This window comes from Streptomyces sp. Y1 (genome assembly GCF_041053115.1).
Lineage (GTDB): Bacteria > Actinomycetota > Actinomycetes > Streptomycetales > Streptomycetaceae > Kitasatospora > Kitasatospora rubellomurina.
This window is the reverse complement of record NZ_CP163445.1, coordinates 4,074,112-4,097,963: the sequence shown is the minus strand read 5'-3', so window position 1 is coordinate 4,097,963 and position 23,852 is coordinate 4,074,112. Positions and strand designations below refer to the sequence as shown.

Annotated in this window: 28 protein-coding genes and 2 tRNA genes; 12 read left to right on the top strand and 18 right to left on the bottom strand. The window is 72.0% G+C overall.

The features are described 5' to 3' along the window. Positions 1 to 31 precede the first annotated feature (31 nt). A complete protein-coding gene (gene upp, locus AB2U05_RS17435) occupies positions 32 to 667 on the bottom strand; it encodes a uracil phosphoribosyltransferase (protein ID WP_045698544.1) in 636 nt (211 codons plus the stop codon). Positions 668 to 830: 163 nt separating this feature from the next. On the opposite strand from upp, the gene AB2U05_RS17430 reads away from it, so the two are divergent. The 4 genes from AB2U05_RS17430 to AB2U05_RS17415 all read left to right on the top strand — a co-directional run bounded on the left by AB2U05_RS17430 (position 831) and on the right by AB2U05_RS17415 (position 2,599). Continuing rightward, entirely contained in the window at positions 831 to 1,067 is a 237-nt protein-coding gene (locus tag AB2U05_RS17430; RefSeq protein WP_244178849.1) for a hypothetical protein, read from the top strand. 237 nt (positions 1,068 to 1,304) lie between these two features. Beyond that, complete coding sequence (locus AB2U05_RS17425) at positions 1,305 to 1,862, top strand: tRNA adenosine deaminase-associated protein (protein WP_045698547.1); 558 nt, start codon at positions 1,305 to 1,307, stop codon at positions 1,860 to 1,862. A gap of 51 nt (positions 1,863 to 1,913) precedes the next feature. Continuing rightward, positions 1,914 to 2,441 carry a tRNA adenosine(34) deaminase TadA gene (tadA, locus tag AB2U05_RS17420; protein ID WP_052706456.1) on the top strand — a complete coding sequence of 176 codons (528 nt, stop codon included), beginning with the start codon at positions 1,914 to 1,916 and terminating at the stop codon, positions 2,439 to 2,441. Between the two features lie 68 nt (positions 2,442 to 2,509). Continuing rightward, positions 2,510 to 2,599 (top strand) — tRNA-Ser (locus AB2U05_RS17415). Between the two features lie 84 nt (positions 2,600 to 2,683). Here AB2U05_RS17415 and AB2U05_RS17410 read toward each other — a convergent pair. The 17 genes from AB2U05_RS17410 to AB2U05_RS17330 all read right to left on the bottom strand — a co-directional run bounded on the left by AB2U05_RS17410 (position 2,684) and on the right by AB2U05_RS17330 (position 15,559). Continuing rightward, a complete protein-coding gene (locus AB2U05_RS17410; protein WP_369183667.1) occupies positions 2,684 to 3,946 on the bottom strand; it encodes a tyrosine-type recombinase/integrase in 1,263 nt (420 codons plus the stop codon). Positions 3,947 to 3,959: 13 nt separating this feature from the next. Then, on the bottom strand, positions 3,960 to 4,190 hold the full coding sequence (locus tag AB2U05_RS17405) for a helix-turn-helix domain-containing protein (protein WP_369183666.1): 231 nt from the start codon (positions 4,188 to 4,190) through the stop codon (positions 3,960 to 3,962). A gap of 18 nt (positions 4,191 to 4,208) precedes the next feature. Then, positions 4,209 to 5,978, bottom strand: coding sequence for an ATP-binding protein (locus AB2U05_RS17400; protein ID WP_369183665.1), 1,770 nt, complete (start codon positions 5,976 to 5,978; stop codon positions 4,209 to 4,211). After that, positions 5,975 to 6,880: a bifunctional DNA primase/polymerase gene (locus AB2U05_RS17395; protein WP_369183664.1), complete on the bottom strand. Its 906-nt coding sequence runs from the start codon at positions 6,878 to 6,880 to the stop codon at positions 5,975 to 5,977. Before AB2U05_RS17395 ends, AB2U05_RS17400 begins: the two co-directional genes overlap by 4 nt. An 85-nt stretch (positions 6,881 to 6,965) precedes the next feature. Further along, complete coding sequence (locus AB2U05_RS17390) at positions 6,966 to 7,172, bottom strand: hypothetical protein (RefSeq protein ID WP_369183663.1); 207 nt, start codon at positions 7,170 to 7,172, stop codon at positions 6,966 to 6,968. Positions 7,173 to 7,275: 103 nt separating this feature from the next. Beyond that, positions 7,276 to 7,488, bottom strand: a complete 213-nt coding sequence (locus tag AB2U05_RS17385) for a hypothetical protein (RefSeq protein WP_369183662.1) — start codon at positions 7,486 to 7,488, stop codon at positions 7,276 to 7,278. Positions 7,489 to 7,503: 15 nt separating this feature from the next. Next, positions 7,504 to 8,550, bottom strand: a complete 1,047-nt coding sequence (locus tag AB2U05_RS17380) for a DNA cytosine methyltransferase (protein WP_369183661.1) — start codon at positions 8,548 to 8,550, stop codon at positions 7,504 to 7,506. A 7-nt stretch (positions 8,551 to 8,557) separates the two neighbouring features. Beyond that, a complete protein-coding gene (locus tag AB2U05_RS17375; RefSeq protein ID WP_369183660.1) occupies positions 8,558 to 8,839 on the bottom strand; it encodes a hypothetical protein in 282 nt (93 codons plus the stop codon). After that, complete coding sequence (locus tag AB2U05_RS17370) at positions 8,836 to 9,048, bottom strand: hypothetical protein (protein WP_369183659.1); 213 nt, start codon at positions 9,046 to 9,048, stop codon at positions 8,836 to 8,838. The genes AB2U05_RS17375 and AB2U05_RS17370 overlap by 4 nt, the downstream gene beginning before the upstream one ends. Before the next feature lie 232 nt (positions 9,049 to 9,280). Further along, positions 9,281 to 11,500 (bottom strand): FtsK/SpoIIIE domain-containing protein, encoded by a 2,220-nt coding sequence (locus AB2U05_RS17365; protein WP_369183658.1) that lies wholly within the window; start codon positions 11,498 to 11,500, stop codon positions 9,281 to 9,283. A gap of 94 nt (positions 11,501 to 11,594) precedes the next feature. Beyond that, a complete protein-coding gene (locus AB2U05_RS17360) occupies positions 11,595 to 11,777 on the bottom strand; it encodes a hypothetical protein (protein WP_369183657.1) in 183 nt (60 codons plus the stop codon). Between the two features lie 46 nt (positions 11,778 to 11,823). Next, positions 11,824 to 12,558: an NUDIX domain-containing protein gene (locus AB2U05_RS17355; RefSeq protein ID WP_369183656.1), complete on the bottom strand. Its 735-nt coding sequence runs from the start codon at positions 12,556 to 12,558 to the stop codon at positions 11,824 to 11,826. Positions 12,559 to 12,611: 53 nt separating this feature from the next. Continuing rightward, positions 12,612 to 12,992 carry an RRQRL motif-containing zinc-binding protein gene (locus AB2U05_RS17350; protein WP_369183655.1) on the bottom strand — a complete coding sequence of 127 codons (381 nt, stop codon included), beginning with the start codon at positions 12,990 to 12,992 and terminating at the stop codon, positions 12,612 to 12,614. A gap of 2 nt (positions 12,993 to 12,994) precedes the next feature. Further along, positions 12,995 to 13,348, bottom strand: coding sequence for a hypothetical protein (locus tag AB2U05_RS17345; RefSeq protein WP_369183654.1), 354 nt, complete (start codon positions 13,346 to 13,348; stop codon positions 12,995 to 12,997). Beyond that, positions 13,345 to 14,622 carry a hypothetical protein gene (locus tag AB2U05_RS17340; RefSeq protein ID WP_369183653.1) on the bottom strand — a complete coding sequence of 426 codons (1,278 nt, stop codon included), beginning with the start codon at positions 14,620 to 14,622 and terminating at the stop codon, positions 13,345 to 13,347. Before AB2U05_RS17340 ends, AB2U05_RS17345 begins: the two co-directional genes overlap by 4 nt. Next, a complete protein-coding gene (locus tag AB2U05_RS17335) occupies positions 14,619 to 15,275 on the bottom strand; it encodes a hypothetical protein (RefSeq protein ID WP_369183652.1) in 657 nt (218 codons plus the stop codon). The genes AB2U05_RS17340 and AB2U05_RS17335 overlap by 4 nt, the downstream gene beginning before the upstream one ends. Further along, a complete protein-coding gene (locus AB2U05_RS17330) occupies positions 15,272 to 15,559 on the bottom strand; it encodes a hypothetical protein (protein WP_369183651.1) in 288 nt (95 codons plus the stop codon). Before AB2U05_RS17330 ends, AB2U05_RS17335 begins: the two co-directional genes overlap by 4 nt. 539 nt (positions 15,560 to 16,098) lie before the next feature. On the opposite strand from AB2U05_RS17330, the gene AB2U05_RS17325 reads away from it, so the two are divergent. The 8 genes from AB2U05_RS17325 to AB2U05_RS17290 all read left to right on the top strand — a co-directional run bounded on the left by AB2U05_RS17325 (position 16,099) and on the right by AB2U05_RS17290 (position 23,788). Continuing rightward, positions 16,099 to 16,863, top strand: a complete 765-nt coding sequence (locus AB2U05_RS17325) for a GntR family transcriptional regulator (RefSeq protein WP_369183650.1) — start codon at positions 16,099 to 16,101, stop codon at positions 16,861 to 16,863. Between the two features lie 94 nt (positions 16,864 to 16,957). Continuing rightward, a complete protein-coding gene (locus tag AB2U05_RS17320) occupies positions 16,958 to 17,581 on the top strand; it encodes a histone deacetylase (protein ID WP_369183649.1) in 624 nt (207 codons plus the stop codon). A 98-nt stretch (positions 17,582 to 17,679) separates the two neighbouring features. After that, positions 17,680 to 17,765, top strand: a tRNA-Ser gene (locus AB2U05_RS17315). Between the two features lie 449 nt (positions 17,766 to 18,214). Then, complete coding sequence (locus AB2U05_RS17310) at positions 18,215 to 18,379, top strand: hypothetical protein (RefSeq protein ID WP_167352939.1); 165 nt, start codon at positions 18,215 to 18,217, stop codon at positions 18,377 to 18,379. Between the two features lie 97 nt (positions 18,380 to 18,476). Beyond that, the gene (locus AB2U05_RS17305; RefSeq protein WP_369183648.1) at positions 18,477 to 18,770 is read left to right on the top strand and encodes a Dabb family protein; all 294 of its coding nucleotides are present in this window, start codon (positions 18,477 to 18,479) and stop codon (positions 18,768 to 18,770) included. Between the two features lie 369 nt (positions 18,771 to 19,139). Continuing rightward, the gene (locus tag AB2U05_RS17300) at positions 19,140 to 19,922 is read left to right on the top strand and encodes an RNA polymerase sigma factor SigF (RefSeq protein ID WP_244178852.1); all 783 of its coding nucleotides are present in this window, start codon (positions 19,140 to 19,142) and stop codon (positions 19,920 to 19,922) included. A gap of 145 nt (positions 19,923 to 20,067) precedes the next feature. After that, positions 20,068 to 20,946 (top strand): RNA polymerase sigma factor SigF, encoded by an 879-nt coding sequence (locus tag AB2U05_RS17295; RefSeq protein WP_045698551.1) that lies wholly within the window; start codon positions 20,068 to 20,070, stop codon positions 20,944 to 20,946. Positions 20,947 to 21,436: 490 nt separating this feature from the next. Continuing rightward, positions 21,437 to 23,788 carry a hypothetical protein gene (locus AB2U05_RS17290; protein WP_063773525.1) on the top strand — a complete coding sequence of 784 codons (2,352 nt, stop codon included), beginning with the start codon at positions 21,437 to 21,439 and terminating at the stop codon, positions 23,786 to 23,788. Positions 23,789 to 23,852 lie beyond the last annotated feature (64 nt).

Below are 23,852 nucleotides of genomic sequence, written 5' to 3'. Positions count from 1 at the left end.
TCGGGGGGCTCTCGTCCGTTCGGGGTGGGGGTCAGCCCGCGGTGCCGTACAGGCGGTCGCCCGCGTCGCCGAGGCCGGGGACGATGTAGCCGTTCTCGTTCAGCCGCTCGTCCAGCGCGGCGGTGACCACGGTGACCGGCAGCCCGGCCAGCTCCCGCTGCATCACCTCGACGCCCTCCGGCGCGGCCAGCAGCACCACGGCGGTGACGTCGGTGGCGCCGCGCTCGATCAGCATCTTGATCGCGGCGACCAGCGTGCCGCCGGTGGCCAGCATCGGGTCGAGCACGTAGACCTGGCGGCCGGAGAGGTCGTCCGGCATCCGGGTGGCGTAGGTGGAGGCCTCCAGGGTCTCCTCGTTGCGCACCATGCCGAGGAAACCGACCTCGGCGGTGGGCAGCAGCCGGGTCATCCCGTCCAGCATGCCGAGGCCGGCCCGCAGGATCGGCACGACCAGCGGGCGCGGGTAGCTGAGCCGGGTGCCGAGGGTGACCGCCACGGGCGTGGTGATCTCCACCTCGTCGGTGCGGACGTCCCGGGTGGCCTCGTAGGCGAGGAGGGTCACCAGCTCGTCGGTCAGGCGACGGAAGGTCGGCGAGTCGGTGCGCTCGTCGCGCAGGGTGGAGAGCTTGTGGGCCACCAGGGGGTGGTCGACGACGTGGAGACGCATGCATCGAGGTTAGCCCGCTCCCGGACGCGCGTACGACACGCCGTGCCAGGGCCGCTGACCGGGACGGGTCACCTCGCGGTGACACGCCGTGACACGCGGCGAATGTCCGGTCGGAAACGGATCCCGTGGTATCAACCGGGCCGAACTGGGAATGTCTCGACGCATGACGAGCAACCCGAAACCCGGGGACGGCTCGGCGGACGAGCCCGTCATCGGGGCGGGCCGGCGCTCCGGCCCGTCGCAGGACCCTCCGGAGACCGAGGCGGAGCGCCGCAAGCGGCGGGCCGTCTTCCTGCGCGAGCTCGCGGAGGCGCGCGAACTGCGCGAGCGGGTCCAGCCCCGGCGGACCAAGGAGCGGCGGATGCGCGAAGCGATGCGGATGCGAACGTTCCGGATCTGACCGGGCCCTCCGGGACGCCCGGGCGCGCTCCGACACGCTCCGCACCGCACCGGTGGCACGCCGTCGCCCGCCGGTCGGGCCTTCCGACACGACCTGCGAAGACGCGCTGCCGAACACCCCCCGCAAGGGCGGGCTTTCTGTCACGATTCCGATGGGACGGTCCGAACAAGCGGACCGCCTCTGGCGCGGGGGCGGCCAGGATTCCGCGTCGCCCGTACGCGCCGACAGCCGAGACCGATGATCTTGGGAGTGTCCCTGGTGGCGTACTTCGCTGCAGTGCTTGCTCGCACCGAGGACGGGTGGGATGTGAGCGAGGCCGAGCTCGACGACGTCGAAACCCTGGCCGACCTGGCCGACCTGGCCCGCGACAGTGCCCAGGACGACGACAGCGTCCTGATCTTCATCGAACAGGAGGACGCCTGGTTCGCCATCGTCCGGGTGGACGGCGAGGAGGACCCGCGGATCTTCGTGTCGGACGGCGCCGCCGCCGCCCGCAGCTCCTACGGCTCCGTCCTCACCGACGAACTGGTCGACCAGGCCGGCGAGAGCGAGTTCGGCGACCTCGACCACCTGCTGGACGAGAGCGAGGACACCCAGGCCCAGGACGACGAGGACGAGGACGGCCGGGGCAGCGTCCCGGTCGGCCCGCTCGGCGACTCCCACCTGCTCACCGAGTTCGGCCTGGCCTCCGAGGACCTGCTCGGCCTCAGCGGCGAGGGCGCGGTGCCGGGCGACGCCCTGGAGGAGATCGCCGAGGCCCTGGGCTGCGGCGAGGTGCTGGAGGCGGTCCGGTAACGGCCGGTGCCCCGCACCGGCACCCGGGCCGGATGCCCGACACTGGATGCCATGCAGCCCGCATCCGCCGCGCAGACCGCACTCCGCATCGCCCCCCTGCCCGCTCCCGTCCGCCCCGACCCGGTCCGTGACCGCTGGGCGGCGCCGATGCGCCTCGCCATCGCCGAGGCCGCCCTGGCGCCGGCCACCGGTGACGTCCCGGTCGGGGCGCTCGTCCTGGGCCCGGACGGCGAGGTCGTCGGGCGCGGCCACAACGAGCGCGAGGCGGTCGGCGACCCGACCGCGCACGCCGAGGTGGTCGCCATCCGGCAGGCCGCGGCGAAGCTCGGGGAATGGCGGCTCTCCGGCTGCACCCTGGTCGTCACGCTGGAGCCGTGCACGATGTGCGCCGGCGCCATCGTGCTCTCCCGGATCGACCGGGTGGTCTACGGCGCCGTCGACGAGAAGGCCGGCGCGGCCGGCTCGCTCTTCGACGTGATGCGCGACCGCCGGCTCAACCACCGCCCCGAAGTGGTCTGGGGCGTCCTCGCCGAGGAGTGCGGCGAGCAGCTGCGCGCCTTCTTCGACACCCACCGCTGACCCCGGCCGCGGGCCGGCTCCGGATACGGATTTCGTGACCGCGCCACCCGTCCGGTAGAGTTCCCCTCGGTAGCGTGTCCGAGCGGCCAAAGGAGCACGCCTCGAAAGCGTGTGTGGGGGCAACTCCACCGTGGGTTCGAATCCCACCGCTACCGCCATGAGCAGGAAAAACGAAGGGCCCCGACCGGGAACGGTCGGGGCCCTTCGTCGTGCCGGTCTCAGTTTTGGTCTCAGTTCCCCTGTTAGGCCGCCTTCTCCGAGCCGTCCGGCCCGCCCTGCTCGCTGTCGCCGGAGTCCTTGGCCACCTCCCAGATGAGGCCGCCGATCTGCATCGCCACGTCCCGCCTGATCCGGGCCGTCACGTGCTGGTACCGGTGCGTCATGGCGGTGCTGGACCACCCCATGATCTGCATCACGACCCGCTCCGGCACGCCGAGCAGGAGCAGGATCGTCCCGGCGGTGTGACGAGCGTCATGCAGGCGCCCGTCCCGGATGCCGGCGGCGGCGAGCAGTTCCTTCCACCGGTCCCAGTCCGTTCGGGGGATGAGCGGGTGTCCGGTCTCCGACGCGAAGACCCATCCGCCCTCCACCCACTCCTGACGGGCGGCCAGCCGCTCCCGGTCCTGCTCCTCCTTGTGGAGCTTCAGCAGCTTGACCAGCTGATCCGGAAGACCGATCAGCCGCTTACCCGCCCGGGACTTCGTGAGTGCGGCGTCCGCGTTCGTCCGGACCCTCTCCGGGCACCGGCCGGCGTGCTTTCGCCCGCACGGCTCCGAGCAGCCGTGCGCGTACTTCGGCCGCTGCCGGGCCTGCCGGACGCGCAGGGTGCCCGCCTCCAGGTCGACGTCCCGCCACTGGAGTCCGAGCGCTTCGCCCTGTCGCAGGCCAAGCGCCAGCGCGATGGCCCACCGGCCGCTGTTCCGGTTCTTGCCCGCCTCCAGGAGGAGCGCCTGCACCTCCTCGACCTCGTACGGCTCAACCTCCTCTTCCTCCACCTTGGGCGCGACGGCCAGCGAAGCGACGTTGCGGGTGAGGTGCCCGCGTCGGATCGCCTGGTTGAGCGCCGTCCGGATGGTGCGGTGCGCCTGGTGCGCGGTGGCCGGCTTGCTGCCGTTGTCCTGCATCTTCTTGTAGAGCCGTTCCAGGTGCTCCGGCTCCAGCTTCTCCAGCCGGTGGGCACCCACCCCGGGGATCAGGTGGACGTTCACCGCCACCCGGTACCCGGAGAGGGTGTTCGGCCGGACGTGCAGCGCGGCGATGTTCTCCACCCAATGGGTGAGCCACGTCGCCACGGTCCACTTCTTCCCGGCCTTCGGGACGTTGCCGTCGTCCCGCTTCTTCTCCAGCTCCCGGACCTTCTTGGTCACCTCCGCCCGGGTCTTCCCGCGGACGTGCCGCCGGTCCGGCGTGCCGTCGTCTTTTACGCCAACCGTCACGCGGCCGTGCCACTTACCCTCCTTGTCCTGGTAGATGCTGGATGCTCCGTTCGGCTGACGGGTCGCCAAGGGTGCTGCCTCCTCAGGCTGCGATGGGGGTGGGGTTCTTCTGCATGCGGGCGCGGACGTAGTTCGCGACGGCCTCCGCCGGCACGCGTCGGGCGCGCCCGATCGGGATGGTCTCGATCTCGCCGTCGCGGATGAGGGCGTACATGGTGGTGCGGCCGATGCTGAGGCGGCGGGCGGCCTCCTCAACCGTGAGGGCGACCAAGGTGAGGTCGAACTCAACGGCGGTGGTTGCGAGCGTGGTCACGCCGGTCTCCTCCCGGGTTCAGCAGGTGGGGTGTTTGGTGGCGCCGATGGTCGTGAGGACGGGGTCGAGGGGGTGCCCGCAGGTGGTGCACGGGGGGCGCTGGCCGGAGATTGCCTGCAAAACAGCGTCCGCAGTGTCCGTAGCGTCCGCACTGGGGTTGCGGCGCTGGTCAGCCGGGGTGCGGGTTGCGGACGCTGCGGTGTTCTCAGCGTCCGCATGAGCGTCCGCAGCGTCCGCACGGGGCGGTTGCGGACGCTGGCCGGACGCTGTGCGGACGCTGGGGTTGGGGTCAGCGTCCGCAAGTTCTCCCTGCTCAAAGCGGGTTGCGGACGCTGCGGACGGTGCGGACGCTGAAATCCCGGGATCTCTGGTCAGGGTGATCAGCCGGGTGCGCTTGCGGTCGTTGGACCGCTTGCTGTCGTCGTAGGAGATGCCGACCGAGCGCAGGATCGGGGCGAGGCGCTTGAGCTGTCCGGAGACGCGGGTGGCGTCCTTGGGCCACTTCGGGTGGAAGCCGTCCGGCGGGGGCAACAGTTCGAGCAGGCGCCCGGCGGTGCCGGACCACGATGCCTGCTGGTCGGCGAACTCGGCGACGGCGCTGCCGAAGGGGTCGCCTTCGAGGGCGTCGGCGTAGGTGTTCTCCGAGGTGGACGTGTAGTCCTTGAGGGTGGTCCAGCCCTGGATCTGGTCGACGGCGGCCAGTACGCGGGCGAAGTCGGCCATGCGGGGCTTGCGTTCCAGCTTGACCGTGGGCAGCACCTTGAGGACCTTCACCAGCAGGTCGAGCAGCGAGCCGATGATGGCGGGCCGCGCCTCGCCGAACGTGGCGTCCAGCTCCTCCTCAGTGCGGCGCTGTTCCTCGCTGATGAGCTGCAGGTCGAGCAGGAACATGCGCTCGGCGAGGTCTCCGGCGAGCGCGCCGGCGTCGATGGTGGTCATCGCCAGCACCCGCCGGAAGCTCAGCACGACGACGTCGTCGTCGGTGTAGAGGGCGCGGTCGATGATCCCGTCCCCGGTGACGGCCTTGCACAGCGTGTCGGACAGCCATGGCTGGATCGCGGAGACGTTGTCGAGGCACAGGGCCCAGGAGTTGAACGCCTGCGTGGCCCACGCCTTCACGTCCCTCGGCTGACTCCGCTTGGTCGCGGGCGAGGGGTCGACCAGGTTGATGACGGTCTGTGCGGCCTTGGACTTGCCGGTGCCCTGCTCGCCCTTGAACGTCAGCACCGGGTGGGGGATGTGCGGGATCCACGCGGCGACCAGCCACGCGACCAGCCGGTGGAACCCGGAGTCGTCCATGTTCAGCAGGCCGCGCAGCTCGGCCAACCCGTCCTTACCGCGCACCGGTTCGGGCATCGGGGCCATGGTGCCGGAGCGGCGGAACAGCACCGGCGAGCGGGCTTCCACGGTCCAGCCATCCGGGGTGACCAGCACACAGCGGCCGTCCGCCGTACCGAGGTCGAGAACGATCCGCCCGGGGCCTCCCGCCACTCGCAGGTGCACGGGCACCGGGTCGACCTTGCCCGCGAGGCCTTCGAGCACGGTCATCGCGTCGGCGAGTGCGGACTGGGAGGGTACCTGTCCGGCGTTGGCGTCGGTGAACTCCAGGGACAGGCGGGAGCGCAGGCCGGCCTTGCCTCGCAGGGGCATGACGACGGCGGGGCCGCCGATCTGCACGCCGTAGGGGCGGCCGTCCTCGGACATGACCAGCTCGTAGCGGGAGCGGGCGAGTTCGACCAGCAGCGATGCCTGCGAGGGCCCCTTGCCATCCTTGTCCTTGGCGCTCACCGGCTGGCCCCCGACCGGCGGCGGGCGGAGGCGATGGTGCCAGCGGCTTCCCGCTCCGGGTGTCCCTTGGCCACGGCCGCGTCCAGCAGCACGCGTTCGGCCCGCAGCGGGTCGATGCGCGGGTTCTCGAACGCCCGGCAGGCCGCCCAGAACAGTCGGTTGTTCGTCTCACCGGGCCCGGCGTCCGAAACGAACCGCGCAAGGCCGTCCAGGGCCCCGTTGGCGCCCGTTCGGCTCTGCGTGGACACTCGGCGTGCGGGCGGCGCCGGAGGGGGCGTCAGGACGGCGAGGAGGGCGGTGGGGGCGGGGGCGATGTGGGAGGGGTCGGTGTCGGCGGCGTAGCGGTAGTAGCCGCGGGTGCCGAGGGAGCCGGGGCCGACCAGGTACCCGCCGGAGCCGCGCACGTCCACGCCGGGCGCGTGCTTGCTCGCCGAGTTCGGCACCCGCGCGCTCGCGGGGGCGGTCAACCACAGGTGCCGGCCGCCGGTCGGGGTCGCCACGGTGACCGTGTCCGGCACGGTGAAGCCGCGGTTCTCGGCGAGGGCGGCGAGGGCGGCGATGCCGTCCAGGCCGTTTTTCACGTCCAGGTCGACGCCGATGAGGTGGTGCGGGGCGCGGCCGCAGGCGATGCCGTACCCGGTGGCCCAGGGGGCGGCGGCGAACAGGGCGCGGATGCGGGCGGGGTTGGTGGTGGCGTCGTGGACGCCGTGTCCGAGGGCGCCGCACTGGCCGGTGCAGCGCAAGTTCGGCTGGTCGCGGTGGGCGGAGGCGACGGCCGGGAGCTTGCTCGGGGACAGGGGGAAGACGGACAGACCGCGCTCGGCGGCGGCGAGCGCGAGCGCGCGGGCGGCCGTCCACGCGGGCTTGGGCCGGTGGTGGCGGTTGGTGGTGCGAAGGGTCATGCTGGGTGGTCTCCTCTTCTCGGGTTGAGCAGGGGACCGGAGCGGCCGGAAGCCTTGGCGGGATTCACCGGCCGCTCCGGGGAGATCAGTCCTCCTCGGGGGCGCCGTACTTGGCGTCCCAGCGGGCGAAGGCCTCGTCCTGGATGCGGTCGGCCTTCTTCTCCAGGCGCGCGGTGGACTTGCCGCGGTTCTCGGCGCGGACGATGCGCACGCCGAGCAGGAAGAGGCGGGCGGCGTCGGTCAGGTTGTCGGCGCCCATCTGGCGCGGGTCGAGGTAGGTGTGCTTGGCCACGTGGCCCTCCAGGGCTTCGGTGGGGCGGACTGTCCGTCCCCCGCACCGCCCGCACCACGCCGTGGGGCGAGGGGCGGTCGGCACGGCGGTCGGCACAGGCCGGTCAGTCGTCGTCGGGGCCGCAGGCGCAGTGTTCGGGGGCGGCGCCCTGGCCGATCTGGCAGGCGCAGTAGATGGGCCCGAGCGGGGTCTCGACGGGCTCGCCGCCGGTGCAGTGGTCGCACTCGCCGGGCTGCCAGTCGCCGGGGCTGTCGGTGCCGTACACGTCGTAGTCGTAGTCGTCGTAGTCGTCGAAGTCGGGGTCGTCGTCGTACATGGGCTTGCCTTTCGGTCAGGCGGCGAGTGGAGTGGTGGCGGGGGCGGCGTGGTGGGCGCCGAGAAGGTGGCCGTAGGCGTATCGGGCCTGACGGGGGATGACGCCGTTGCCGAGGATCGTCAGCTCGTGCTTGGGGCCGAGGCCGAGGCCGGTGACGTGCCCGTCTGGCAGGCCCTGCATCCACTCGGTGAACCGGGGCGACAGGCGCACGCCGCCTCGGGGGCCGAGCATGGTGGGGGGCGGGGCCTGGCGGCCGAGGACGGCCTCCCATCGGCGGATCGCGGGCCCGTAGTCGATGCCGTCGCGGGTGACCCACCGGCCGTCGAGCGGGGCGAGGACGTTGACGGCGAACTCGTTCAACGGCCGGGAGTTGCGGCCGAACAAGTTGGAGGCACCGGACTTCCAATCCCGGGCGGCCGGCGTCGGCAGGAGGTTCAGGATTCGGGGTGCGGGAGCCTGGTCACCAGCGTGCGCAGGTTCATGCCCCCCCTGCGTTTCGGTGAGATCCCCGGTCCGCCAGTTCCGTCCGAACTCGTCGGGGTGGGCATCAGCGGGATGGGCGACGGCGAACCAGCGGTCGCGCTGGTGCGGGGCGCCGACTTCGGGGTCACCAGCGCGTACGCATGTCCACCGCGCGTCATACCCGACCTGGGCCAGGTCCGCGGCGACGACGTCCAGCCCGCGCGAGCAGAGCGCCGCCACGTTCTCCAGGAAGACGAGACGCGGTCGAAGGACGCGAACAGCCTCAGCGACGTTCGTCCAGATCCCGGAGCGCTTGCCACGGATTCCCTCCCTGGGGCCGGCGTTGGAGATGTCCTTGCAGGGGAACCCGGCGATCACGACGTCCGGCCGGTGCCGGTCACGGACCTGCAGCCAGTCGGCGGCGGTGATGTCGCCGAGGTTCGGCACGCCGGGGTGGTGGTGGGTGAAGACGGCGGAGGCGTGGGGGTCGGCCTCGGCGCCGACGACGACCTGGCCGTCGAGGGCGCCGAGGACGGCCATCTCCAGGCCGCCGTAGCCGGAGCACAGCGAGGCGATCCTCAGCCCGCCGTCGTTTCGCACGGAGAGGTCAGGCCGCACGCCGCACCCGCCCCTCGGGGAAGGCGAGGACGGTGGCGAGCGGGGCGGGCTGCTCGGTGGCCGGGGCGGGGGCGCCCTCGCCGCCGTCCGGCGGGGCGGTGTCCGGCGTGGTGGCGCGGGCGGCGCGTTCGGCGGCGGACTCGGCGAGCACCTGGTGGACGGCGGCGGAGTCGGTGCGGGCGCCGCGCTGGGTGATGAGGGTGGCGGCGCCGAGCAGGGCGCCGGGGCCGAAGAGGACGGCGGCGGTGATCGCGCTGGTGGTGGTGCTCACGGGGTTCCTCCGGTGCGGGCGGCGTGGGCGAGCAGGTCGATCAGGTCGGCGCCGAGCAGGTCGGCGCGCTGGGTGATGGCGGTCCAGGACTGCGGGTCGATGTGCATGAGCGCGGCGAGGGCGGCGGCGGGCCGGTGGTCGGCGGCGGCGTCCATGGCCTCGCGCAGGTGGACGGCGGCGAGCGGCCGGATCGCGGCGGGGACGGTCACGGCGGGGTCCCTCCTTCCTTGGGGGGTGGATGCGGAGAGTGATGGCGGGTGGGCAGGGAGGGAGGAGCCCCCGGGCCGGGGATGCCGCCCGGGGGCCTTCCTGGGGGGTGTCGGGGGGCGCCTCCCTGCCTCCCTGGCGCTTCTATCAGGGCTGATCAGGGCGTTGCGGAGGCTCAGGGAGGCGGTCAGGGAGAACTCCCTGGCTCCCTGCGGGCTCCCTCTAGTCCGCTGGTTACGCTCCGGCGTCTTCGGCGCGGAGCTGAAGGGCGGATTCGACCTTGGCCCGGGAGACGACCATCTGCCCGTCCGACTTGTAGGGGGCGGCGCCGACCGCGTCCAGCACGGCCTTGAGGTCGCCGAAGGTCCACTCCCGGTACCGGCCCGGGTCGAGGGCGGCGAGGGCGGAGAGGACTTCCTGGGTGCGCATCCGCTTCTCGTCGCCGAGGACGGCGGCGATGTCGGCGAGCGGGTAGACGTCCTCGGCGCGTTCGATGGCGGAGCGGGTGGTGACCCCGGTGCGGCGGGCCTTCGCACGGTCGGCGATCTCGCCGGCCTGCTCGCCGGAGATGAAGTGCGTGCGGATCGTGATGGACGACTGGCCGGGGGCGAGTTTGACGCCGTCGCCGGCGACGACCACGGTGCCCTTGTCCAGGCCCTGGCGGAGCTTGTGCGGGGCGGCGCCGCCGTCGACGGCCTTGTCGCCCAGCGCCATGCGGGCCTGCTCCTCCGTGCCGAGGACCAGCGAGGCGCGAACGTGGGCGCCCTCGCGGACCAGCTTGGGCAGGTTCTCGTTGGTCGGGTCCTGGGTGCCCTGCCACAGCGTCACGTTCACGGCGCGGCCCTGGTTGTGGAGCTTGCGGGCGGCCATGAAGTAGCGGCTGGTGGCCTTGGTCCCGCCGAACGGGCGGCCGTCGTCGCCCTTGGCGGGGCACATGAACGCGACCTGCGCTTCGTCGACCAGCAGCACGATCGGGTGGAACCGGGGGTCGGTGCGCGCCATCTCGCGGGTGACGCCGTCCGTGGCGCCGGACTGCTCCAGCAGCTCGATACGCCGTTCCATCTCGGCGACGCCGGCTTCCAGCATCTCGGTCGCGTCGATGACGTGCTGGTCGGTCGGCCCCTGGATGAGCACGGTGGCGAGGCCGTCGAACATGCGCCAGTCGCCCACGCCCTTGAGGTCGGCGATGCGGAACTCCACGCTCGTGTCCTGGGCCAGCCACAGGGCGAGCGCCCGCAGCGAGGCGGTCTTGCCCTGGTTGGACAGGCCGGTGATCAGCAGGTGGCGCTGCAGCAGCGACAGGGCGGCGGCGTCACCGCGCAGGTCCTGGCCCCAGGGGGCGCGGCCGTTGTAGAGGTCGGCGCTGGTGTCGGGGTCGGTGACCAGCGGGGACGGGCCGATCGGCTCGTCCAGCGCGCCGGAGTCGGCGATCCACAGCCGCACCGTGCGGGCGGCCTGCGGGATCGTGATGAACACCTCGTGCTCGTGCCTGCTGAGGTTTTCGGCGAGCTTGCGGCGACGCTTCTGGACCTCCTCCGTCGACACGCCGGAGGGCAGGGTGACATCCACTTCGACCCCGCATCCGGCGATGCGGATCGGGCCGAGCATCCCCGCCCCGGCGTCGCCCATCTCCTTGATGGCGCCCCGGAGCGGGGCGATGCCCAGGTCCCGCAGCGAGGTGACCACGACCGAGGGGGTGATCGGCGCGCCGACCGTGGCCGTCGCGGCGGCCGGCAGGGTCCACGCGGGGGCGGCCTGACGGTGGCGGCCGATCGCCCACAGGGACAGCAGGCCCAGCCACGGGCCGACCACGGTCAACGGCCCCCAGACGATGCCGATGAACACCGCCGCCCAGCGGATCAGGTCGATCGTGGTCATCGTCGGCGCGACGATGCGGGAGATGTCCTTCTCGGCGATCGCCAGGATGATGCCGAGCACCAGCAGCGCGCCCTGCGCGGTGCCGAGGGCGAACGCCGCCGACTTGGCAAGCTGCTGAGGGGCCTTCAGCAGGTCCATGCGCCGCTGGTGACGGGCCGCGCGGAAGGCTGCGGCGCGCACCTCCCACTCCATGGCCACTTCGTGCTGCCCGGCGGCCTCGGCGGTGCGCATCATCCGCTCGTAGCGGGACAGCGTGCGCCCCTCCCACGCCCGCCGGGCCGCGATACCGGCACCAGCGACGACGTAGGCGCCGTGGCGCACGACCAGCCGGGCGGCGGTGCGCGTGCGGTCGTGGGTGAGCACCACCCGCACCGACCGGCCCCGGCGCACCCACGCCGGAACACGAGCCGCCGGCCCGGTGGGCGAGCTGGGGATGACGACGCCCTCAATCGGGTCGGACGGCGCCGGGGCGACATCCGCGGGCACGGGGGCGGGGGTGCGGGCGGCGCGGGCCTTGGCCAGATCCACCACCACCCCCGCCGCGGGCATGGGGCCGGGGCTGTTTACCTGGTTCACTGGGGTTCCTTCCTCACTGCCGTTGGTGGTGCGAAAGGGGCCCCGGGACGGCCGGACGCGCCGGCAAGCAAGCACGGCCGTCCCGGGGGGCTCGCTACTTCTTCCAGCCGCGGACCCGGTGGCCCATGATCCGCCCGTTGGGGTTCTCGCCCCGGGCTTCGGCCTTGGCGGACCGGAGCGCTTCCTCGGGGGTCGTACCGGTGTTTCCGTAGTAGGTCAGCCACTCGCCGGCGGCGGTGAGGATGTGGACCTCGGCGATGTACTCGATGTCGCTCATGGTGTCTCCGTCAGCTGTTTGATGGTCGTCTGGTGTTGGCGGTGGGTTACTGCTGGTCGAGGTAGGCGAGGGCCCGGGTGATCAGCGGGCGGTGGGCGGCGTACAGGGTGCGCCCGGCGGCGACCACGGCGGTCTCCAGGGCGTTCATGGAGCAGGCCGGGTACCAGGTGGCGTCGAGGGCGTCGTCGGCGGCCGTCGCGGTGACGGTGGCGGGCAGGACGTACAAGGCGGAGGTGGACGCCACCCAGGCGTGGTCCGAGTTGCGCCAGTCATCGACCAGGTCCCGGCCCAGGATGACCGGCTGGTGGTGGCGCAGGTCCACGCCGGTCTCCTCCAGCAGCTCACGCGTGAGCGCCTGCGGGGCCGTCTCGCCCGCGTCGACCATGCCGCCGGGGATCGCCTCCCGATGGATGTCGTCCCGGGTGATCAGCAGGATCCGCCGGGCCTGGCCGGTGCCCGCGATCACGATCGGGTCGGCCGCCTGGTTCTCACCCCACTTGCCCAGGTTGCGGCCGCACGCGCCGGTGCGGCCGGCGGGGTTGAGCGGCCAGCCGCGGCCGTCCAGGTCGTAGGGGACGAGCGCGTTGGCGCGGCGCTGGTCCCAGTCGGTCACGGCGGTCGGGGTGGCCGCGCCCTCCGCCCAGCTCGGCACGTCGGACGCGAGAGCCTGCGGCAGCAGCTCCGCCGGCGTCACGTCCTGAGGCGCGTACTCCGGCCAGGACACGGACCAGTCGCGCAGGCTGGCGGGGATGGTGATGATCTCGCGGTTCTGCTGGGACATGGCGTTCCTCCCAAGGAACGAACTCGGTTGTGCAGCAGTGGAGTTGGGTTTGACTAGGCCGCGATCGACAGGCCGTCCGCGCAGGGCAGACAGGTGCCCAGGTGCGCGGGCAAGACGTAGCCGGCGTCCCTGCCGCAGTCGGGGCAGGTGCGGCGGGCCGTGTTCGCCGCGGCCAGCGCCCGGCGTCGCCCCGCGGTCATGGGGCGGACGGGCTTGGCGAGGGTGAGGCGGTAGAGGTAGGCGACCCGCACGCCCGAGGTGGAGCGGCGGGAGCGCCACATGAGCTGGGCGGCGACGTCCTGCCCGCCGGGGCGCAGGCCGCGGGCACGGAGCTGGCTGCGGGTGAGCAGACCGGCCGGGGCCATCCTCCACGGGTAGGTGGGGATGCCCCCGAACCGGCGGCCCTCCGGGTCCCAGAACCGGGGCCGGGACACGGCTAGCCCCAGGTGGTGGCGGGTTCGGGCAGGTCGTAGTAGCCGACCAACTCGACCGGGACGCTGTGGGTGGTGCCGGTGACGATGAGCCAGGCCAGGGTGCCGCCGAGGCTGTGCTTGTGGTCGACGGTGTCGGGGTCCAGGTCGAGGGCGGTGCGCCACTGCTCGAACGCGCTGATGTCGTTGTGCAGGGCGATGCGCAGACCCATCGGCCAGACGCCGGCCGACACGCGAACCTCCCGCAGGTCGATCTGCGGGTTGGGCAGGTCGGCGTGGGTGGTGAGGATGGCCAGCAGGGCGCCGGCGGCGTTGATCTGGGCGCCGGCCGTGGTGGCGGTCTCAATGGTGGTGGTCACTGGGGGTTCTCCTTGCCGGAGTTGTCGCGCTCGGCCAGGACGGCGGCGCGCAGGCGGACGGCGTAGTCGTTGCGGCAGCCGAGCAGCGAGCGGACCGCGCGGGTCGACAGCTCCTTGCCGGCGGTGGCGAGATCGGCGGCGTACACGCGCACCCGGGCGAGATCGGCCGGGTCGAGGGAGCGCTCCCCGGCCGCGCCGGAAGCGTTCCCGCCCGCGCCCGCCGAGGGCCCGTCCACGGGCTCTTCGGCATTCGGTGCGGACACGTCCGACCCGGTTCCGTAAAGGGCTTCGAGCGCTTCCGTCGTGATCGGGGAAGCGTTCCGCAGACCCTCGGGAACGGCGTCGAGGTAGACGCCGTCCGAGGGCCCGGAGGGCAGCGGGAGAGTGAGCGTGGGGAACGGGTCGTCGGGCATTCCCGGCCACATGTCGGCCGGCGCCGGGAGCGCGCTCAGCTCCGCCACCCGCGCGCGGGCGTTGAGCCGGCGGGCCAGCAGCTCGGCGGTCAGCCCCGGGACGGTGACGCCGTGGACGTACTCCCACGCGATCCGCCACGCCTCATCGGCGCTGAGCGCGCCGAACGGGGCCGCGGACAGCAACCGGTCCGCGACGGCCCGCACGTCCGGGTGGTGCTCGGCCCGGCGGCGGGCATGCTCGGCCTGCTCCTTGGCCTGCTTCTTCTCGGCGGTGGTCGGCCCGCGGCCGCCGTGGGTCTGCAGGTCGGTCAGCCAGACCGCGCCGATGCTGGACAGAGCCAGCACGAACGCCACCCACCGGTGCTGCGGGTACTGCTGCCAGCCGTGCGCGAAGTTGATCCCGCCGGCGACCAGGCCGGCCGCCCACGCGCCGAGCCGGTAGGTGTGGGTGGAGCGCTCGCCCTCGGCCTGCGCGCCCATGGCGACCAGCGCCCACGCGCCGCCCTCCAACATCGCGGCCAGCAACACCGCCAGCAGCAGGTACACCTTCGCGTGGTCGAGGGCCGCGACCTGGGAGACCACGGCCGGCACGATCGAGCAGGCCTGCACGAAGCGCACGAACGCCCGCGCCGGATTCGCCGTCACCCAGCCGGACACCCTGCCCAGCCGCGCGGACCGCGCCGCCCGGCGCCGGTCTCGGGCCTCTTCGGCCGCCCGGCGGTCGGCCTCGCGCCGCTGCCGGTCGGCTTCGGCGTCGAGGCGGGCCTGCGCGCGTTCCTCCCGCAGGTCCGCCCGGTTCTCCGCCCGTGCTGCCTGCTGGTCGGCCCGCCGCTCCGCCCGGAACTCACTCAGCCCGCTCACCGGCCGCCGCCCTTCGCACCGAAGCCGGCCACGTGGGAGGCCTGCGCCCGGGTCAGCGCCCCGTGCCGGGCGAGCGCGTCGGCGATCCGGCCGACCTGCTCCCAGAGCATGAAGAGCAAGGTGTCCGTGTGGTCGTGCAGCGCGGCCAGGTCCCGGCACGGGTCGTCCCCGGCAGCGAAGGTGACGTCCTCGTCGAAGGCGTCCTGCACGGCCTCGTAGATGTCGCGGCGGTCGCCGATGGCGGCGAGTTCGGTCACCCATCCGCGCTGGGCGTTCCATCGGCCGTTCTCGCGCAGCCACCGGTCCTGCGCCCGTTCGCCGGCGGCCAGCATGATGAGGCCGTCGCGGAGCGGGGCCGACCAGGTGGTCCCGAAGACGACCGCACCGCCGCTACCGGGGTGGTCGGGCGCCACGCCGAGGTCGTCGCGGATGTAGACGCGCTCGAACGGGGCCCCGAAGTAGAGCATGGCCGCGACGTGGCCGGCTTCGTGCGTCGCCAGGGCCCGCCGCAGCTCGCCCACCGGCAGGTCCAGGGCCCCGGTGACGGAGGTCCCCGGCGGCAGCTCCGGCTTGGGGTTGCGGGTGGTCATCCCGGACCAGGCATCGAAGTGCCAGTCCGTGCGCCGCTCCGTGCGGAAGCTGGGCCCGTTCACGCCGCCACCCCCGAACGCGGCCGGCGGCCGGCGGCGCGCTGGCGGTGCAGCGGGACGGGGGCGCACCGCAGCAGCTCGGCCGCGACCGCCGCCGACTCCGGGTCCGCCTCCCACAGCTCCGCCAGCACCTCACGGGCCACGTCGGTGCGGGCGGCGTACTCGGTCACGCTCTCGCCGACCACACCACCGAACAGCGCGTCGAACGGCGCGCTGTCGATGCCGAGCGCCAGCTCAGCGAACTCCAGGGCCGAAACGACCCGTTGACCTGCAACAATCAACCTCACGGGTTCACCTCTTCATCGTTGGTGAGTGAGCCCGAGGGCCGCCGCGCGTTCCTTGGCCGGAGCGCGGCGGCCCGACTCATTTCGGGCCCAGCCACTCGTGGTGCACGAGTAGCCATGGCCACGGCCCAACCGCGAGCGGAAGGGCCGGGCCAAAGTCACTCGTTCACAGCTCGGGCCCCACCCCGCCGGAGCGGAGCAGGGCCCGTGATGCCGTCCTCTTGGGGAGCGCGCTCCCGTTCAGGCGCGGACGGCGGACCTTTCGGTCTTGCCCTCCGGACTGCCCAGGCGCCGGGTACCTCGGCCCGATCTATCCCGGGCCCCTTCACCCTGAGCGCGGCGGTCGCCGGCCATTCACGGGTGCGTTTGTGCAGCTCAGAGCAGCCCAAAGAAGGCCCCACCAGGCATGCAATCTCACCTGGTCTTGTTGGATACCTTGTTCCAACAAGCTGATGGCATGAGCTTGGGGCACGGATGCTCGCTTCGTCAAGCACTTCCGGGTACCTTGTTGGAATAAGGCATCCAAGTCAGGGAGATCCGACATGGCCAAACCGATCCCGCGCTACCACGCCATCGCCGATGACCTGCGACTTCAGATCGAGAAGGGCCAGTTGGCGCCCGGCCAGAAACTTCCGTCCGAGGAGGAACTGACCACGGCCTACAACGTCAGCCGGAACACGGTGCGACTCGCGCTCGGCCGTCTGACCGAGGAGGGACTGCTGGTGTCCGCGCAGGGGCGCGGCAGCTTCGTGCGGGAGCGCTACGCGCCGGCCGTGTGGAACTGGACGACCATGGAGTCCCGGTCGGTCCATGAGGCGAATCACACCGCCGGTGACCAGTGGGCCAGCCAGATAGCTGCCCATGGCCACGAGCCGCGTCAGGAGATCCGGGTGTCCATCAGGCGCCCCCCGGAGGAGGTGGCGCTACAGCTGCAGCTCGACCCGGCAACGGCGCTGACGGTCGTCCGCGAGCGAATCCGCTACGTGGATCACGAACCGTACGCCCTCGCCGACTCGTACTTCCCGGAAGAGCTGGTCCGGAACACGCCACTGATGCTCCCCGAGGACGTGTCGGCCCCCGGCGGTGTCCTCGCCAGCGCCGGCCTGATCCAGGTGCGGTACAGCGATGAGATCACGGTCCGGATGCCCACCCGGGAGGAGAGCGAGCGGCTTGTTCTTCCCGCGGCCACTCCAGTCGCGGTCCACCGGCGAACCGGCTACGACAAGGACGGGAAGCCCCTCCGGGTGATGATCACGACGCTCCCCGGCGACAGGCACGTCATTCGCTACGACGTCTCGACGGACTGACATGACACCTCTGAGCGCTGCACGACGTCCGGAACCCCTGACCGGCCACGAGTCGAGTCCAGAGCTGGTCTGGTACGCCGCCTACGGCTCGAACATGCACCTCGACCGGCTGATGTACTACATCGCAGGCGGCTGTCCGCCGGGCGGCGCACGCGCCTACCCCGGGTGCCGCGACCGGCGGCCGCCCCGTGCAGCGCTGCCCGTGCTGCTGCCCGGACAGCTCTACTTCTCCCTGGAGTCGAAGGTCTGGACGGGCGGCATGGGCTTCTACGACCAGACGGACGACGGGGAGATGCCGGCGCGGGCCTACCTGATCACCCCCGAGCAGTTCTCCGACATCGCGGCACAGGAGATGCACGAGCCACCCGGACGAGACCTCGACCTCACGCTGGCCCTGGAGTTCGGGCGCTTCCGGCTCGGTCCCGGCCGATACGAGACGCTGGTGTGTCCCGGGCAGATCGACGGCTACCCCGTGCTGACGTTCACCGCCCCATGGCGACGTGTGGACGCCAAGGTCAGCCGCCCGTCTGCCGCCTACCTTCGCAACTTCGCGTCCGGGCTGCACGAGGCACACGGCTGGTCCGCGGAGGAGACGGCCGCGTACCTGAGCGCCCGCCCCGGCGTGGCCGGCGCCTGGAGCACGGAAGCGATCATGGATGCGTTGACTGCCGAGCCCACAATCGACGCGCCGGAGGCAAAGGCGCAAACGCCCAGGTAGCGACCGGGTCGCTGGTCTCAGTTCTGGTCTCATTCACCCCCGTTCGCTGGGGTTCACTGCACCCCAACGACCCGCCTCCGACCAGGGGCCGGAACCCCGGTGAACCCCACCGGACGCGGCCGCACAGACCTCGAAAGCGTGTGTGGGGGCAACTCCACCGTGGGTTCGAATCCCACCGCTACCGCTCGAAAGCCCGAGGGCCCGTCCGATCCGGACGGGCCCTCGGCGTTTCCGCGCACCCTCACACGCGAAAAAGGGCTCCGCACCCCGGGCCGATGACCACCGGTGCCCGGTCCGTGCGGAGCCTGAGGGGGGAGCGGCTCGGGGGGACTGACCGCTCCCCCTGCGGAGTTCCCACCACCGGGTCCGCGTCGGGGGAGAGTCGCGGCGCCCGGTCCCACAGCGGGGAACTCCGGTCCACGCACCGGGGATTCCTGCCAGATCCTCGGTACGTCGTCCATCCTGCCGCCCGGGCCGCCGCCGGGCACCCGGAGAAAGGCCCCACTCGCGGGGACCTTCGTCCCGCCGGGCGAACGCGTCGCACACTTGATAGCCCGTCCGGTGGATAAGCTGCCCCTGAGGGTCGCCCGGGGAGCCGATGACGGCGGCCCACAGCAGGGAGGAAGGTCACCGATGGCGCAGGCGAAGAAGATCGGCATCGTGCTCCTGCTCGTCTTCGTCCTCTACTCGATCATCACCTCGCCGGCGCGGTCCGCCGAGCTCGTCCAGCTGGGCTTCGAGGGCATCTCGAACGCCGCCAAGGCGGTCGGCACCTTCATGACCGGGCTGATCAAGTAGGCCCGGCCGGGCCCGGGGGCGGACGGCCCGCGAGCGGCGCGGACGCACCGGCTACCGTGGGCGGCACTTCCTGTCCCCGTCCGCGAGGAGCGGCATCGTGATCCGCCACCTGGTCCTGTTCAAGCTCAACGAAGGCGTCACCAAGGACGACGACCGCGCGCTCGCCGGCGCCAAGGCCTTCGCCGAGCTCGGCTCGCTGATCCCCGAGCTGCGCGAGTGGGAGTGCGCCTGGAACACCACCGAGCGCGACATCGCGTACGACTACGCGATCAACAGCCTGGTCGAGGACCGCGAGGCCCTGCAGGCGTACCTGACCCACCCGGCGCACCAGGCCGCGGCGGGCCTGTGGCGCGAGTTCGCCACCTGGGTGATCGCGGACATCGAGGTCTGATCCCGGCACCGCGACAGGGCCCGGCGACGGGCCCCGCCCCCGCGGCCCGTCCCCCGGACGGCCCGCGCCGCCCCGCCCGGCCTCCGGGCGGGGCGTCCTGCTCTGTCCGGGAACGATCCTTGCGGCGCCTCGCCGCGGGGCCCGGCGCAGGTCGCACACCCCACCAACACACCTCCGCCGGGTACTTGCCCGAACTACGCCCACCTTGTGATGCTATGACCGGTTTTGCCGGACATGGCGAGGTGAGGAACCCGCCGCGACACCCGCTCCGCAGGGCCCGCCGTAGACGACTTTGGGAGGGGTGACGTGTCCGTGGACGATGTGCTGGCAGAGATCATCAGCCCGGCCGGCGAACTCCGCCCGGACGGGCTGCGCGGCCCCGGCGGGCGACCCGCCGTGGACGTCCGGACGCTGACCCGGGTGCTGTTCGAGCGGCTCGCCGAGCTGCCCCCGGACGCCCCCGAGCGGGAGCGGGTCCGGGCCGCGCTGATCGAGGTGAACATCCCGCTGGTGCGCTACGCCGCCACCCGCTTCCGCAGCCGCAGCGAGCCGATGGAGGACGTCGTCCAGGTCGGCACCATCGGCCTGATCAACGCGATCGACCGCTTCGACCCCACCCGCGGCGTGCAGTTCCCCACCTACGCGCTGCCGACCATCCTCGGCGAGATCAAGCGCTACTTCCGGGACAACGTCCGCACCATGCACGTCCCGCGCCGTCTCCAGGAGCTGTGGGTCCAGGTCAGCGGCGCGATGGAGGAGCTGACGGTGCTGCACGGGCGGGCGCCCAAGGTGCCCGAGATCGCCGCCAGCCTGCGGATCCCCGAGGAGGACGTCCGGGCCTGCCTGGACGCCGGGCGGGCCTACAACGCGGCCTCGCTGGAGGCGGCGCAGGAGCACGAGGGCGGGCTCGCCCTGCTCGACCGGCTGGGCTACGAGGACTCCGCGCTGGCCGAGGTCGAGCACCGCGACATGGTCCGCCACCTGCTGGTCCAGCTCCCCGAGCGGGAGCGACGGATCGTGATGCTGCGGTTCTTCGCCAACCTCACCCAGTCGCAGATCAGCACCGAGCTGGGGATGTCCCAGATGCACGTCTCGCGACTGCTGTCGCGGATCCTGACGAGGCTTCGGACCGGCAACTCCTGGGAAGAGTGACATCGCAGCGCGTCACCCCGGTGTGACTTTTCGCGACGTTCGGGTTTGCCGTGGCCGGTGTGCCGGTATGGAGGGGGTTGGGCCCCCGCCGGGAACCTCCCTGCGTCGGCCCCCGTTCAACCGTCAGTCACGAGGGGGTGGGCGCATGTCCGGAGAGCTCGGCACTGCGGAGATCCACGCTGGTCAGGCCGAGGCCGCGGCCGTCGCCGAGGGCGCCGTCCCGCACCAGCGGGCCACGCCGGACGAGGCCCCGCCCGGCGCCGGGCTGGACACCCGGACGCTCTCCCGCGCGCTGTTCCTGCGGCTGGCCGCGCTGGAGCCCGGCAGCCCCGAGCACGCCTACGTCCGCGACACCCTGATCGAGCTCAACCTGCCGCTGGTCCGGTACGCCTCGGCGCGCTTCCGCAGCCGCAACGAGCCGATGGAGGACATCGTCCAGGTCGGCACCATCGGGCTGATCAAGGCGATCGACCGGTTCGATCCGGAGCGCGGGGTGGAGTTCCCCACCTTCGCGATGCCCACCGTGGTCGGCGAGATCAAGCGCTTCTTCCGGGACACCAGCTGGTCGGTGCGGGTGCCGCGCCGGCTGCAGGAGCTGCGGCTGGCGCTCACCAAGGCCGGCGACGAGTTGTCCCAGCGGCTGGACCGCTCCCCCACCGTGGCCGAGCTGGCCGCCTGCCTGGGGGTCAGCGAGGAGGACGTGGTCGAGGGCCTCGCGGTGGGCAACGCCTACACCGCCAGCTCGCTCGACTCCAGCCCCGGCGAGGAGGAGGGCGACGGCCCGCTCGCCGAGCGGCTCGGCTACGAGGACCTCGCGCTGGAGGGCGTCGAGTACCGCGAGTCGCTGAAGCCCCTGCTGGCCAAGCTGCCGCCGCGCGAGCGCCGGATCATCATGCTGCGCTTCTTCGGCAACCTGACCCAGTCGCAGATCGGCGAGGAGATCGGGATCTCCCAGATGCACGTCTCGCGACTGCTCACCCGCACCCTGGCGCAGCTGCGCGAGGGCCTGATCCACGAGGGCTGAGCCGCCGGGGCTCCCGGGCCCCGGCGCGCCGCATTCCGGACGGCCCGCATTCCGTCCGCGGCCGGGGCGGTGGACGAACCCGCGCCCGCATTGCATATTCGGACTGCGTCGTGACACAAGGTGTCAGATATTGCATGAACCTGCCCATTGGGGCGGAGAGTTGTGCGAGAGTGTGACGCGCGACGACTTCGGTTCCGACACCCCCGGGAACGGCACGTCGATCTACGGTCGGTAACCAGCTGTAGCACTCGGCTTCCGGTTTTTCATTTTCAATTCATTATTTGCATCACCGGTCCCGTTCCGGTCACAATCAGCGCCTTCATGGCTTCGCCATGAACGTTGGTAACAGGTTCGCTGCACTCTCGCCCAATTGGTCCCTCGCACGGCCACGCCTCGACCAGGATGGGCGCCGGGCAGCCTGCTGCCCGCGAACAGCTACAGGGCAGGCGAGCGAGGACCACCCGGCGCCTGCCTCAAGGGGAGGATCACCATGGGTCGAGCGACCCGAAGAGTCGCCGCTTGCGCGGCGGCAGTTCTGCTGGCCAGCGGCCTCCAGACCACCCTGGCTTTCGGCGACACCACGCCGCCCAGGATCGACCTCACCATCCTGGTCATCGACGACGGCGGGCCGTCGGTCGCGGCGATCACCGCCGAGCTGAAGAGCCAGGGCACCCCGTACCAGGTCGTGCGTCTGAGTGACACGAGCCGGCCCACCATCACCGCCGCTTTCCTGAGCGACACGGTGAACGGCCAGCCGCGCGGGAAGTTCCAGGGCATCGTCATGCCCAACGAAAACCCGTTCAGCAACACCGCCGAGATGGCCGCGATCGCGAGCTACGAAGCGGCTTTCAACGTCCGCCAGATCGACGCCTACACGTGGGCCAACCCGGCGGTCGGGCTGAACTACGCGTCGAATCCGGGATACGTCGGCACCCTCGACGGATTCCAGGCGGCCACCACGGCCGCCGGAACTTCGGGCCCGTTCGGGTACCTCAAGGGCAGCGTCCCGTTCGAGGACAACGACCCCAACGTCAGCGAGAGTTACGGTTACCTGGCGACCCCGCTCGCCAACCTCCCGGCCGGAGCCTCGTTCACGCCGCTGGTCGACGCCGCGATACCCAACGCGACCACCCGCGGTTCCCTCGTCGGCGAATACGCCCACGACGGCCGCAAGGAACTGGTCGTCACGTTCGTCTACAACCAGTACCAGCAGCAGTACCGGCTGCTGGCCCGCGGCATGGTCGACTGGATCACCCAGGGCGTCCACCTCGGCTACGACCGGAACTACTTCGCCACCCACATCGACGACGTGTTCCTGGCCGACGACCGCTGGTCGACGACGCTCAAGTGCACCCCCGGCGACGTCACCTGCCCGCCCGGCACCCCGGACACCGGCAACCCGATCCGGATGACCCAGGCCGACGCACAGTACGCCAAGCAGTGGGAAGCCACCAACAACTTCACCCTCGACATGCTGTTCAACGGCAACGGCAGCGAGGACTGGAAGGCCGACCACCAGACCACGGTGGACCCGACCGCCAGCCAGATGATCGCCGACCAGAGCAGCTACCGCTGGGTCAACCACACCTACAGCCACCCGTACCTGGGCTGCGTCCAGGACGTCACCGTGGTGCCGTGGCGCTGCACCAAGGACGCCACCGGCAACACCGTCTGGGTCGACTACAACACGATCTACGGCCAGATCAAGAACAACTTCGACTGGGCCACCAAGAACGGCCTGAACGTCGACCCGCAGGTGCTCGTCACCGGTGAGCACTCCGGCCTGCTGACCGCCCCGCAGGAGACCAGCGACAACCCGAACCTGGCGCCGGCGCTGGCCGCCAACGGCATCCGGTTCACCGGCAGCGACGCCTCCCGCGAGGCCGCCCAGCGGCCCGTGGGCTCGTCCACGCTGACCGTGCCGCGGTACCCGATGAACGTCTTCTACAACGCCGGCTCGGCCGTCGAGGAGACCGACGAGTACAACTGGATCTACACCAGCAAGGCCAACGGCGGCAGCGGCGTCTGCGAGAACAACCCCAACTCCACCTGCCTGTCCAAGCCGCTGGACACCGCCACCGGCTACCAGTCGTACATCGTGCCGCTGGAGGCCCGGATCGACCTCGGCCACGTGCTGAGCAACGACCCGCGGCCGCACTTCATCCACCAGTCGAACCTCTCCGAGGACCGGATCGCGTACCCGGTGCTGGAGAAGATCCTCGGCACCTACCGCTCGCTGCACGCCGACAACGCCCCGATCGTGAACCTCAGCGAGCGGGAGATCGGCCAGGAGTTCCAGAAGCGCGCGGCCTGGAGCAACGCCGTCGCCGCCGGCCAGGTCACCGCCTACCGGGTCGGGAACACCGTCACGGTCAAGGCGCCGGCGGGCGTTCAGGTCCAGGCCACCATGCCGACCGGAACTGCTCAGCAGCTGGTCATCGGGTCGACCGCCTTCGGTTCCGCCTACGCCGGTACGCTCTCCGGCTGGGTGTCCCCGGGCGCCCTGCAGAGCAGCGTCACCCTGCAGCTCCCCTCGGGCGCGGCTCCGGCCGCCCCGGCCGCCGTCGCGCCGAGCGTCGCGGCCAAGTCCGTCCCGGCTCCGGCCCCCGCGGACAAGAAGGTCGTCCCGCAGGGCGTCGCCACCCCCGTCCCGGTGGGTCCGAGCGACACCACCCGCAAGCCCGCCACGTCCCTCGTCCCCGGCAGCGGCACCCCGGTGCCCAGCAAGGACACCGTGGACAAGAACGGCACCACCGGCAACGGCGCCGGTGACGGACAGCACGGCAAGCCCTCCGGGGAGCCGGCGCACCGCGGCACCAACGGCCGCCCCGGCGCCCGCTGACCGGACAGTCACTGGCAGAACCACCCGATGACGGGGCCGGGCCGTTCGACCGGCCCGGCCCCGC